This is a genomic window from Pseudoxanthomonas helianthi (assembly GCF_017939625.1).
Classification (GTDB): Bacteria; Pseudomonadota; Gammaproteobacteria; order Xanthomonadales; family Xanthomonadaceae; genus Pseudoxanthomonas_A; species Pseudoxanthomonas_A helianthi.
This window is the reverse complement of sequence record NZ_JAGKTC010000001.1, coordinates 1,296,228-1,308,398: the sequence shown is the minus strand read 5'-3', so window position 1 is coordinate 1,308,398 and position 12,171 is coordinate 1,296,228. Positions and strand designations below refer to the sequence as shown.

Annotated in this window: 7 protein-coding genes; 4 read left to right on the top strand and 3 right to left on the bottom strand. The window is 69.3% G+C overall.

Annotated elements, in window-relative coordinates; all coding sequences use genetic code 11:
* Positions 1 to 93 precede the first annotated feature (93 nt).
* Complete coding sequence (gene hrpB / locus J5837_RS05990; RefSeq protein WP_210535782.1) at positions 94 to 2,598, bottom strand: ATP-dependent helicase HrpB; 2,505 nt, start codon at positions 2,596 to 2,598, stop codon at positions 94 to 96.
* A 38-nt stretch (positions 2,599 to 2,636) separates the two neighbouring features.
* Between hrpB and J5837_RS05985 the strand changes: the two genes are divergently transcribed.
* A complete protein-coding gene (locus J5837_RS05985; RefSeq protein WP_210535781.1) occupies positions 2,637 to 3,437 on the top strand; it encodes a TatD family hydrolase in 801 nt (266 codons plus the stop codon).
* Positions 3,438 to 3,443: 6 nt separating this feature from the next.
* On the opposite strand, the gene J5837_RS05980 is transcribed toward J5837_RS05985, so the two are convergent.
* Positions 3,444 to 3,791: a hypothetical protein gene (locus tag J5837_RS05980; protein WP_210535780.1), complete on the bottom strand. Its 348-nt coding sequence runs from the start codon at positions 3,789 to 3,791 to the stop codon at positions 3,444 to 3,446.
* 176 nt (positions 3,792 to 3,967) lie between these two features.
* Between J5837_RS05980 and J5837_RS05975 the strand changes: the two genes are divergently transcribed.
* The gene (locus J5837_RS05975; protein ID WP_210535779.1) at positions 3,968 to 5,929 is read left to right on the top strand and encodes a winged helix-turn-helix domain-containing protein; all 1,962 of its coding nucleotides are present in this window, start codon (positions 3,968 to 3,970) and stop codon (positions 5,927 to 5,929) included.
* Between the two features lie 43 nt (positions 5,930 to 5,972).
* Here the strand turns inward: J5837_RS05975 and J5837_RS05970 are convergent, their stop codons facing one another.
* Entirely contained in the window at positions 5,973 to 7,880 is a 1,908-nt protein-coding gene (locus tag J5837_RS05970; RefSeq protein WP_210535778.1) for a sigma-54-dependent Fis family transcriptional regulator, read from the bottom strand.
* Positions 7,881 to 8,117: 237 nt separating this feature from the next.
* Between J5837_RS05970 and adh the strand changes: the two genes are divergently transcribed.
* Positions 8,118 to 9,647: an aldehyde dehydrogenase gene (gene adh / locus J5837_RS05965; protein WP_210535777.1), complete on the top strand. Its 1,530-nt coding sequence runs from the start codon at positions 8,118 to 8,120 to the stop codon at positions 9,645 to 9,647.
* 184 nt (positions 9,648 to 9,831) lie between these two features.
* Positions 9,832 to 12,123, top strand: a complete 2,292-nt coding sequence (locus J5837_RS05960) for a TonB-dependent receptor (protein ID WP_210535776.1) — start codon at positions 9,832 to 9,834, stop codon at positions 12,121 to 12,123.
* Positions 12,124 to 12,171 lie beyond the last annotated feature (48 nt).

Here is a 12,171-nt window from a genome sequence, read left to right as displayed (position 1 = left end):
GTAGGAGCGCCCCTGGGCGCGACCGGAGAAAGGCCACGCGGCATTTTCGAATCGGAAGGCGATCAGTCGCGCCCAGGGGCGCTCCTACATCGATCAAGTCCCGCGCGGTTTCGCGCGATGGGTCGCGGTTGCGCTCCACGGATCGTCAGGCCACGGATGACGCGGATAGCGCCCCTTCATTTCCTTCTTCACTTCCGGATAGGTGCGTTCCCAGAACCCGCGCAGGTCCCGGGTCACCTGCAGCGGCTTGCCGCCGGGCGACAGCAGGTGCAGCAGCAGCGGCACGCGGCCGTCGGCGATGCGCGGGGTTTCGGCCAGGCCGAACAGTTCCTGCAGCTTCACCGCCAGCACCGGCGGCTGCGCGTGGCCGTCGTGGTCGGTCGAGTATTCGATCTTGCGTTCCATCCCCGAAGGCACGTCGATGCGCACCGGCGCCAGCGTGTCGAGCTTCTGCCGCAGCGACCAGTCGACGCCCGATTTCAGCGCTTCGGCCAGTTCGCCCTCGTCGAGCGCGTCGAGCCGGGTCTTGCCGGCGAACGCGGGCTGCAGCCATTGCGGCAGGGTGGCGAGCAGCGCGGCATCGGACAGATCGGGCAGGCCGAGTTCCGGCATCCATTCGCGCAGGCAGCGCACGCGTTCGCGCCATTGCCGCAACGAGTCGGTCCACGGCAGCGCATCCAGGCCGAGCGCGGCAACGGCTTCGGTCAGGGCCTTCGCCGCGAGCGCCGGATCGACTTTGCCGGCCGGCTTGCTTTCCAGCACGATGCCGTCGAAGCGGGTTTCGCGCTGCGCGGACAGGGCGCGGCGTTCCGCATCCCAGCGCACCGTGTTTTCGGTGACGAAGCGCTGCGGGAAATCGCGGCGCAATGCCGCTTCGTCCAGCGGCGCGGCGCGCAGCACCAGCGCATCCTTCGCTTCGAAGCGCAGTTCGCTGGCGACCAGCCACGGCTCGCCGTACACCGCGCTGTCGTCGAACAGTCGCGCCATGCGCCCATTCGCCAGCTGGTAGCGGCGCGGATCGTTGCGATGCTGGAAGGCGATGCGGTCGGGGAAGGCGTGCAGTAGCAGGTCGCCGAGCCGATGCGCGTCTACCGAAGCCGGCGGCGCGACATCGACGTGCAGGCGGCGGCGCCATTGCTTGGCTTGCGCGTCGATGGCGGCGAGGCCGGAACGGCTGGCATCAGGTCCGATGCGACCGGTGCGGAACGCGGCCAGCGCGCGCCAGCGTTCGGCCAGCGCGTCGCTGCGGCTGCGCAGCGGATCGCGCGCCTCGACCAGCGCGGCCAGGTCGCAGGCCAGCGCGCGATCTTCGTCGTCGCGCGCCGACAACAGCATCGCGGCCAGTCGCGGATGCGTGCCCAGCGCGAGCATGCGCTTGCCCAGCGGGGTTATCGCATGCGCATCGTCCAGCGCGCCGAGCCGGTGCAGCAGGTCGCGCGCGGCGGCCAGCGCACCCGCTGGCGGTGCATCGACGAAACGCAGCGCATCGCTGCCCCACGCGGCCAGTTCTAGCGCCAGCGACGCCAGTTCCACCTGCGCCATCTCGGCGCGGCGTTGCGGTTCCAGCCGTTGCGACTGCGGCCACAACCGGTACGCCCAGCCTTCGGCGACGCGGCCGGCGCGACCGGCGCGCTGGTCGGCCGAGGCCTGCGACACCGACGCGACGTCGAGGCGCGAGAAGCCGCTGTTGGGGTCGTAGCGCGGTTCGCGGGCAAGCCCGGAATCGATCACCACGCGCACGCCGGGCAGGGTCACGCTGGATTCGGCGACATTGGTCGCCAGCACCACGCGGCGGCGGCCGGCGGGGTCGGGTTGCAGCACGCGCGCCTGCTGTTCAACCGGCAGTTCGCCGTGCAGGGCGAGGATGTCGACGTCGCGCATCGCGGTCGAATCGACCAGCGCAGCCTGGACCCGTGCGATCTCGCGCTGGCCGGGCAGGAATACCAGCAAGTCGCCTGGGTGCGACGCGAGCGCGTGTTCGATCGCGCGCCTCGCCTGCGGCTCCAGCGCCTCGTCGCGGCGCGCGGGGAAATGCGCGATTTCGACCGGATATGCGCGGCCTTCGCTGGACAAACGCGGCGCGTCGAGGAAGCGCGCGAGCTTTTCGCCATCCAGCGTCGCCGACATCACCACGATGCGCAGGTCCTCGCGCAGGCCGGCCTGCACGTCCAAGGCCAGCGCCAGGCCGAGGTCGGCGGACAGGTGGCGTTCGTGGAATTCGTCGAACAGGATCGCGCCGACGCCTTCGAGCAGCGGATCGTCCTGGATCATCCGGGTCAGGATGCCCTCGGTGACCACTTCGATCCGGGTGCGCGTGGATACCTTGTTCTCGAAGCGGATCCGATAGCCGACGGTGTCGCCGACCGCTTCGCCAAGCTGCTTCGCCATGAAGCCGGCGGCCGCGCGCGCGGCGACGCGGCGCGGCTCCAGCATCAGGATCTTCCTGCCTTCCAGCCAGGTTTCATCGAGCAGCGCCAGCGGCACCTGCGTGGTCTTGCCGGCGCCGGGCGGCGCTTCCAGCACCAGGCGCGGATGCGCGGCGAGGATGCGCCGGATGTCCGGCAACAACGGGGAGATCGGAAACTCGGGCGAAGGCATCGCGCAAGGATAGCGGCGCGCGCCGGTAGAATGTTCCGATGCAACTGATCGACATCGGCGCCAACCTCACCCACGACAGCTTCGACCGCGACCGCGACGCGGTGCTGCAACGCGCGCGCGCGGCCGGCGTGGCGCGAATGGTGGTCACCGGCGCCAGCCGCGAGCACAACCCGCAGGCGCTGGCCCTGGCGCAGGCGCATCCGGGTTTCCTGTATGCCACCGCCGGCGTGCATCCGCACCACGCGGTCGAGTACACCGATGAATGCGACGCCGAGCTGCGCGCCCTGCACGCCCATGCCGAGGTCGTCGCGGTCGGCGAATGCGGGCTGGACTACTTCCGCGACTTCTCACCGCGCCCGGCGCAGCGCAAGGCGTTCGAACGCCAGCTGCAACTCGCCTCTGAGAACGGCAAGCCGCTGTTCCTGCACCAGCGCGACGCGCATGTCGATTTCCTCGCGATGATGAAGGACTTCGACGGCAAGCTCGGCCCCGCGGTGGTGCATTGCTTCACCGGGACCCGCGAGGAGCTGTTCGATTACCTGGACCGCGACTGGCATGTCGGCATCACCGGCTGGCTGTGCGACGAGCGCCGCGGCCAGCACCTGCGCGAGCTGGTAAAGCACGTACCGGCGAACCGGTTGATGGTCGAAACCGACGCGCCGTACCTGCTGCCGCGCACGCTGCGGCCGATGCCGAAGGACCGCCGCAACGAACCGGCGTTCCTGCCGCACATCGTCGAGGAACTGGCGCGCGATCGCGGCGAGGATGCCGCGACCGCGGCCGCGGCGAGCACCGCGACCGCGCGGGCGTTCTTCCGCCTGCCCGATCCGGCGGCCTGAGCGAATTCAACGGCCCGCCGATCCGGTGCTGGCGACGGTTCGCATGCGTTTCGCTCCATCGGCCGGCACCTGCTGCACCAGGTTGACCCGTTCGATTCCCTCCCGGCTGCAGGCGCGAACCACTTCGGCCATCAGCTTCTCCCGGGTGTCGTAGACCTGGGCGAAATTGTGTTGCCCGGTCCATTCGCCGACCTCACGCTGGCTGGGCAGGGTACGTGCCCGGCAATCGAACACGTAGCGGACGGCCTGGACCTGGGGCAGCGACTGCGCTTCACCGGCGAAGGCGGCCGGCGCGCAACCGGGGGCTTCGACGGCGATCAGCAACAGGCTGGCGAAAAGGAATCGGCTGTTCATGGCAACTTCCGTGGCGTGGATACCGGCGATTCCGGCGTCGCCAGCGTCGCCTCGGCCCGCCCTGCGGTCTTGAGGAAATGCCGAGGATTGCAGCGCGAAGCTTGGGAAATGCTTAGGCCGCATCGCCCCGCCAAGTACGTATGCTTGGTTGCTCCCGGGATCCCAGGCGTCCACCGATGTCCCAGCCCCAGCCGGCCCGTCTCGCCTTCGACGATGTGGTCATCGACGTCCCGGGCCAGCGCCTGTGGCGGGGCGGGACCGAACAACCGCTGGAACCCAAGGCGTTCGCCGTGCTGGCCCTGCTGGCCGCTTCGCCGGGGCGGGTGTTCGGCCGCGACGAGATCCTCGACGCGGTCTGGGGCCACCGCCATGTGACCCCCGGCGTGCTCAACCGGGTGATGACCCTGCTGCGCCATGCGCTGGGCGAGGACGCGCAGAGCCCGCGCTATCTGCATACCGTGCACGGGGTCGGTTATCGCTTCGACCTGCCGGCTGGCCTGCAAGCCGCTCCCGTTGAAACCGGGCCCCCTGCGACACCGTCCACGGGCGTCGGGCCTGCTCCCGACAGCCCTCGTCGCCGCGCCAGCGACCAGCCGGCGCCTTCCCGCAGGTTCGCGACGCCGTGGTTGCTGCCGTTGCTGGCGGTGCTCGCTTTCGCCGGATGGCGGCTGTGGCCGCGCGAGGCGCCTGTCCCTGCGGTCGCGCCGTCCGCGGAACCACGCAGCATCGCCGTGTTGCCGCTGGCCAACGCCAGCCGCGATGCCGACCAGCAGTTCTTCTCCGATGGCCTGTCCGAAAACCTGATCGACGCGCTGTCCAAATCCGAGGGGCTGAAGGTGATCGGCCCCACCTCTTCGTTCCGCTTTCGCGACGGCAAGGACGACAGCAGGACGATCGGCGCGAAGCTGGGTGTCGCCTACCTGGTCGGCGGCAGCGTGCAGCGCGCCGGCGACATGGTGCGGATCAATGCGAACCTGACCCGGGTCGCCGATGGCAGCACGCTGTGGGCGGAGCATTACGACCGTCCGTACCAGGACCTGTTCGCGCTGCAGGACGAAATCGCCCGGGCCGTCGCCAACGCGCTGCAGGTGAAGCTGCTGCAGCCGCGGGACGCCACGCGGCAGGACAAGCGGCCGCCGAGCGGCAACATGGAGGCCTACAACGCGTTCCTGCGCGGCATGCGCAGTTTCTACCAGCAGGATTGGCGCAAGGCCGTCGAATACCAGAGCCTGGCCACGCGACTGGACCCGGGCTATTCCACCGCCTGGGCGGAACAGTCGGTCGCCTGGGCGCTGATCGGCTACGCCGAAAGCGGCGACGAGGCGCGAACCGCATTCCGCAACGCCCGCGTCGCGGTAGACAAGGCGCTGGCGCTGGCGCCCGATCTCGGCATCGCCCACGGCGCGCTGGGCAACCTGTTGCTGGGCGGGGAATTCGACTGGCGCGGTTCGATCGCCGAGTTCCGCCGCGGCACGCAACTGGACCCGGACAACGGCCCCGTGCATGGCGGCTTCAGCCGGGCGCTCGCCGCGAGCGGGAGGTTGCAGGACGCCATCGGCGAACGGCAGCGTTTCCTCGCGATCGACCCGCTGGCGCCTTTCAACTACACGCTGTACGCCGACCTGCTGATCGCGACCGGTCGCCTCGACGAGGCCGAAAGCAACCTGCGCATCAGCCGGGACCTGCAGCCGGGATCCACGCCGCGGCACCAGCTGATGTACATCGCGATCCTGCGCGGCGATGCGAAAACCGCGCTGGATATCGCGCACCGGATGCCCTCGCCGTGGCAGGAGATGGACGTGGCCGTGGCGGCGCAGATCGCGTCCGATCCCAAGGTCGCGGATGCCGCATTGGCGAAGGTGTTGAAGGACAAGGCATGGGCCGGAACCAGTCCCTACGTCGTCGCGCAGGCCTATGCGCTGCGCGGCGACGCCGACAAGACCGTCGAATGGCTGGAGCTGACCTGGAGCCGGCGGGACACCAGCATCCACCACCTGCTGTACGACCCGCTGATCCTGCGCTTCCGCGACGATCCGCGCCTGGTCGCGTTCTGCAGCAAGATCGGCCTGCCGCCGCCGTCGCAAAGCGAAGCCTTGAGCATCGACCAGATCCGCGCGAGTCTCGCCGCGAAGCGCTGAACCGCACTGGTGGCGCAACGGCGCAACGTGCGGATGACCCGGTCTAGTTCGGCTTGCGCAAGCCTCCGCCGAGGCGGCGGTACAAGGTACTGCGGCTGATGCCGAGCCGGCGCGCGGCCTGTACGACGTTGCCGTCGCAGGCGCGCAACGCGGCGCGCATCGCGGCTTCCTCGACGGCCTCCAGTCCCGCATCCGGCATCGCGGTGACCGCCGCGGCCACCGGATCTTCCGCGACGCGCGCCAGTTCGATGCTGCGCAGGTAGGCCGGCAAGGCTTCGGGGCCGATCCGCGCGCCCGGTTCGCTCAACGCCACCAGGGTGCGCAGGCAGGCCGACAGCTGGCGCAGGTTGCCCGGCCACGAATATCCGGCCAACGCCTGCAAGGCTTCGTCGGTCAGTTGCCGGCCATGCTTGTCCAGGCGTCGCCACAGGTCGCGGATCAGGCGCGCGCGCTCCGGGTGGTCGCTCAGCGGCGCGATGCGCACGCAATGGTGGGCGATGCGGTAATACAGGTCGGCGCGGAAGCGGCCTTCGGCGACGCCGCGCTCGAGATCCTGGTGGGTCGCGCAGATCAGGGCGAAGTCCAGCTTGACCGGCTTGCCGCCGCCGAGCGGGGTCAGTTCGCGTTCCTGCAGCACGCGCAGCAGGCGCGGCTGCAGGGCCAGCGGCATGTCGCCGATTTCGTCGAGGAACAGCACGCCGCCGGCCGCTTGGCGCAACAGTCCGGGACTGCCCTGCTTGCGCGCACCGGTGAAGGCGCCGTCTTCGTAGCCGAACAGTTCGGCTTCGATCAGGCCTTCCGGCAACGCCGCGCAATTGACCGCGACGAACGGCTTGTCGGCGCGCGAGCCGCGCCGGTGCAGTTCGCGCGCGAACACTTCCTTGCCGGTGCCGGTCTGGCCGAGCAACAGCACCGGCAGTTCCGCATCCAGCACGCGGCAGGCGCGCTGCAGTTCGGCATCCTGGCCGGCATCGAACAGCGGCGCGTCGGCACGGTCTGCGCGGGTCGCGGCGGATACGGTGATCGGCGGGCGCGAGGAATGCCGGCGCGGACGGTCGTCGCCGTGTTCCTGCACATGGCCGTGCAGCATGCGGCCGTGCCGATCGACCAGCACGCCGTCGTCGCGCAACCGCGACAGGGCCTGTTCGAACAAGGCGTGGTAGCTGACTTCGCCGAGCTCGCCGCGCTCCAGCCCGAACAACTGCAGGCCGCTCTGGCTGGCCGCGACCAGGCGCCCGTCGCGGAACGCGAGGATGCCTTCGCGCGCGGTGCCCAGCAGCGCCGGGTTGTGGTGCAGGCGCACGACCTGCGCGTCGGCGATGCCGTCCTCGAAGTAGCGGTGCTCGATATTGGCCACCGCCAGCCGCGCCAGGCCCAGCGCGTGGACGTGGTGCACGCTGGCTTCGCCGGAGATGTCGAGCACGCCGACCAGGTGGCCGAACGGATCGTAGACCGGCGTGGCCGAACAGCTGAGGATGCTGTGCGGCGCGAAGTAGTGTTCGCCGCCGCGCACTTCCACCGCGCGGCCTTCGACGATCGCGGTGCCGATCGCATTGGTGCCGACCTGGGTTTCGCTCCAGCACGCGCCGGGCATCAACGCGACGCGCCCGGCCTTGTTGAGGAAACCGGTGCTGCCCTCGGCGTCGAGGATCCAGCCGTCCTCGTCGGTGAGGATGACGATGCTGCCGGTGGCCATCGCATCGGTCGCCAGCGCTTCCAGTTCGGCGCGCGCCAGCCGCCACAGTTTTTCGTGGCGCTCGCGCATGCGCCGCAGGTCGGCTTCGGTGACCGGCTCGATCGCCGGATGCGACTGCGCTTCCAGTCCCAGCCGCTGGCAACGCTGCCACGACTGCAGGATGGTGTCGGGCACCTGGCCTTGCGGCGCGAGGCCGCGTTCGAAGAACACGCGACGCGCCTGGCCAACGCTGTGCCTGGGTTGTGGCTGCGCCATTTCCGCTCCCGTGTCGCAATTTGCGACACCTGTTTCTCTGGCTGTCCCGATTAACAGCACAGCCGCGACACGCTTGCAATCGAATTCCATGCTGCATCGCGCAAGCGAGCCGGCCGCTTTGCAGACCGGTGAAGGGTTTGCGCCGTGACGCGGCGCAACAGCGGATTTTTGGCACCGCGCTTGCGGTAGGGGACGTGCCCGAAACGGGTTCCTACCCAACCGATTCCAGGAGTCCCCATGAACGCCGTCACCGCCGCCAAGCCGCAAACCACCGACCCGTCCTCGATCTTCAAGCCGCGCTATGCCAACTACATCGGCGGGCAATGGGTGGAACCGCGCAGCGGCCAGTACTTCGACAACGTCACCCCGGTGACCGGCAAGGTCTTCACCTCGATCCCGCGCTCCAACGCCGAGGACATCGAGCTGGCGCTGGACGCCGCGCACGCGGCCAAGGACGCGTGGGGCAAGACCAGCACCACCGCACGCGCCAACATCCTCAACAGGATCGCCGACCGCATCGAGCAGAACCTCGAACTGCTGGCCTACGCCGAGACCTGGGACAACGGCAAGCCGATCCGCGAGACGCTCAATGCCGACGTGCCGCTGTGCGCCGACCACTTCCGCTACTTCGCCGGCGCGGTGCGCGCGCAGGAAGGCGGCATTTCCGAAATCGACCACGACACCATCGCCTACCACTTCCACGAGCCGCTGGGCGTGGTCGGCCAGATCATCCCGTGGAACTTCCCGATGCTGATGGCGTGCTGGAAGCTGGCCCCGGCGCTGGCTGCGGGCAACTGCGTGGTGATGAAGCCGGCCGAGCAGACCCCGGCATCGATCCTGGTGCTGCTGGAAGTGATCGGCGACCTGCTGCCGCCGGGCGTGCTCAACGTGGTCAACGGTTTCGGCCTGGAAGCCGGCAAGCCGCTGGCCGGCAACCCGCGCATCGCCAAGATCGCCTTCACCGGCGAGACCACCACCGGCCGCCTGATCATGCAGTACGCCAGCCAGAACCTGATCCCGGTGACCCTGGAACTGGGCGGCAAGTCGCCGAACATCTTCTTCGCCGACGTGATGGCCGAAGACGACGATTTCCTCGACAAGGCGATCGAAGGCTTCGTGCTGTTCGCCTTCAACCAGGGCGAAGTGTGTACCTGCCCGTCGCGCGCGCTGGTCCAGGAATCGATCTACGAGAAGTTCATGGAGAAGGTGATCGCCCGGGTCGAGGCGATCAAGCAGGGCAATCCGCTGGATCCGAACACGATGGTCGGTGCGCAGGCCTCGAACGAGCAACTCGAGAAGATCCTGTCGTACATCGACATCGGCAAGCAGGAAGGCGCGCAGGTGCTGGCCGGCGGTGGGCAGAACAAGCTCGATGGCGAACTGTCCGGCGGCTATTACGTCAAGCCGACGGTGTTCAAGGGCCACAACAAGATGCGCATCTTCCAGGAGGAGATCTTCGGCCCGGTGGTCTCGGTGACCACGTTCAAGGACGAAGCCGAAGCGCTGGCGATCGCCAACGACACCCTGTACGGGCTCGGCGCCGGCGTGTGGAGCCGCGACGCCAACCGCCTGTACCGCATGGGCCGCGCGATCCAGGCCGGCCGCGTGTGGACCAACTGCTACCACGCCTATCCGGCGCACGCGGCGTTCGGCGGCTACAAGCAGTCGGGCATCGGCCGCGAGAACCACAAGATGATGCTCGACCACTACCAGCAGACCAAGAACCTGCTGGTCAGCTACTCGCCGAAGGCGCTCGGATTCTTCTGAGCCCTCGTCGGGCCGCGCGGGGCGACGCCCTCTCCTGTCGCCCCGCGCCTTTCCTTCCACCTCCCGGAGGTTCGCGATGCCAGCGCGCGCCCACGCGCTTCCTGCTTGCCTTGCGCCGCGCGAAACCATGTTTCGCGATGCGACGACGCCAGCGGAACGCGAACCCCCGGTCGAACCCGAGCCGATGATGCTGCGATCGTGGTTGCCGCTGCTGCCGCTGTGCCTGCTGGCGCCGGAGAACGTCCGCGCCGGCGATGCCGTCGCTGGTTCGACCCCGGTCGAACTGGATCGCGTGCGCGTGGTCGGCGTGGTCCCCGGCGACGGCGCTTCGGTTCCGCTCGCGCATCGCCCCTACGCGGTGCGGCGGCTGGATGCGCAGGCGATCGAACGCATGCAGGCAGGCGACCTGACCGACGCGCTGCGCCGGCAGATGCCCGGCGTCAGCCTCAACACCGTGCAGGGCAATCCGTTGCAACCGGACCTGCAATACCGCGGTTTCACCGCCTCGCCGCTGCTCGGACTGCCGCAAGGCATGGCGGTGTACCTGGACGGCGTGCGCCTCAATGAAGCCTTCGGCGACACGGTCAACTGGGACCTGCTGCCGCTCGCCGCGATCGAACGCGCGGACCTGGTCGGCGGTGCGGATCCGGTGTTCGGCCTGAACACGCTCGGCGGCGCGCTGAGCCTGCACAGCCTGGACGGTTTCGAAGCCGCGCGTACGCGACTGGACATCGAGGGCGGCTCGTTCGGCCGCCGCCAGGCCACGCTGCAGCATGGCGGCAATTCCGGCGGATTCGCCTGGTACCTGCTCGCCGACGATTGGGGCGAAGACGGCTGGCGCGATTTCTCCGCTTCCGATGCGCGGCGCCATTTCGGCAATTTCAGCTGGCGCGGCGAACGCGGCCGCGTCGACCTGGCGCTGGCGCAGGCGCACAGCTCGCTCAACGGCAACGGCCCCGCGCCTGCGCAGCTGCTGCGCGACGATTACGACGCGGTCTTCACCGCGCCCGACAACACCGGCAACGAACTGCACCAGGCCCACCTGCGCGGCAGCTTCGATTTCACCGATACGGTGCGTGGCAACGCCGGCGTCTATTCGCGCCAGGTCGATACCTCCAGCTACAACGGCGACGTCGCCGACAGCGAGGTCTGCGACGACGATCCGGCGTATCGCTGCGGGGAAGACGGCGAGCCGGTGCTCGACACGCGGGGCGCGCCGGTCGCGGCGGCGTTCGATGCGATCAACAACCTCGGCGAGCGTCGCCAGCGGATGCGCGGCGGCCACGCGCAACTGGTGTTTTCGCGCCCGCTGGGCGAACGCCGCAACCAGCTGGTCGTCGGCCTGGAAACGCTGCGCGCCAAGGTCCGTTTCCGCTCGCACGTGGAAGCGGCGACGCTGGACGCAAACCGGCATACCTCGGCCGGCTCCGGCGTGGAAATGGCCGACGCCGCCGTCGATCTTTCCGCGACGACGCGCAGCCACGCCTTCTACGCCACCGATACCTTGTGGCTGACTCCCGCACTGTCACTGACCGCTGCACTGCGCTTCAACCGCACCCGCATCGTGCTGGCCGACCGCAGTGGCGAGGATCCGGACCTCAACGGACGCCATCGCTTTTCGCGCCTCAATCCGGCGCTGGGTTTCGCCTGGGACGTCTCGCCGGCGCTGAACGTCTACGCCAGCTACGGCGAATCGACCCGCGCGCCGACCCCGGTGGAGTTGAGCTGCGCCGACGAAGACGCGCCGTGCAAGTTGCCGAACCAGTTCATCGCCGATCCGCCGCTGCGGCAGGTCGTCGCCCGCAGCTGGGAAGCCGGCCTGCGCGGCGATCGCGGCGAAGCGCTGCGCTGGCAGGCGGGGTTGTTCCGCACCCGCAACGCCGACGACATCCTGTTCCAGACCACCGGCGGCGCCAGTTCCAACGAAGGCTTCTTCGCCAACGTCGCCGACACCCGCCGCCAGGGCCTCGAAGCCAGCGTGCAGGGCGGCGGCGAGCGAGCGCAGTGGTACGCCAACTACGCGTGGCTGGACGCGCGCTTCCTCGACGGTTTCGCCGAAACCAGCGCGCACCATCCCGACGCCGATGCCGACGGTGTGCTGCAGGTGCGCCGCGGCGACCGCCTGCCGGGATTGCCGCGCCACCAGTTGAAGGCCGGCGTCGATGTCGACGCGACCGCGACGCTGGGCTTCGGCATCGACGGCGAATGGCGCAGCGGCACTTACCTGCGCGGCGACGAAGCCAACCGCCTGCGCCGCACCGGCGGCTACGCGGTGTTCGGCGCGCACGCGCGCTGGCAGGCGACGCCGCGCGTGTCCCTGCGCCTGCGCATGGACAACCTGTTCGATCGCCGCCATGCCGGCTTCGGCGCGCTCGGCGCGCCGGACGAAGTGTTCGCCGGCTACGACGATCCCCGTTTCCTCGCTCCCGGCGCGCCGCGAGGCGCATGGCTGGGGGTGCGTTTCGAGCTGCTGTAACCGTTCCGCCAAGCCCCCCGCACAACGCAACGACCACCGTCAGGAGAT

Bases quoted from the DNA above. Each gene is read 5' to 3' on its own strand.
- hrpB (WP_210535782.1), bottom strand. From the start codon at position 2,598: ATGCCTTCGCCCGAGTTTCCGATCTCCCCGTTGTTGCCGGACATCCGG.
- J5837_RS05985 (WP_210535781.1), top strand. From the start codon at position 2,637: ATGCAACTGATCGACATCGGCGCCAACCTCACCCACGACAGCTTCGAC.
- J5837_RS05980 (WP_210535780.1), bottom strand. From the start codon at position 3,791: ATGAACAGCCGATTCCTTTTCGCCAGCCTGTTGCTGATCGCCGTCGAA.
- J5837_RS05975 (WP_210535779.1), top strand. From the start codon at position 3,968: ATGTCCCAGCCCCAGCCGGCCCGTCTCGCCTTCGACGATGTGGTCATC.
- J5837_RS05970 (WP_210535778.1), bottom strand. From the start codon at position 7,880: ATGGCGCAGCCACAACCCAGGCACAGCGTTGGCCAGGCGCGTCGCGTG.
- adh (WP_210535777.1), top strand. From the start codon at position 8,118: ATGAACGCCGTCACCGCCGCCAAGCCGCAAACCACCGACCCGTCCTCG.
- J5837_RS05960 (WP_210535776.1), top strand. From the start codon at position 9,832: ATGATGCTGCGATCGTGGTTGCCGCTGCTGCCGCTGTGCCTGCTGGCG.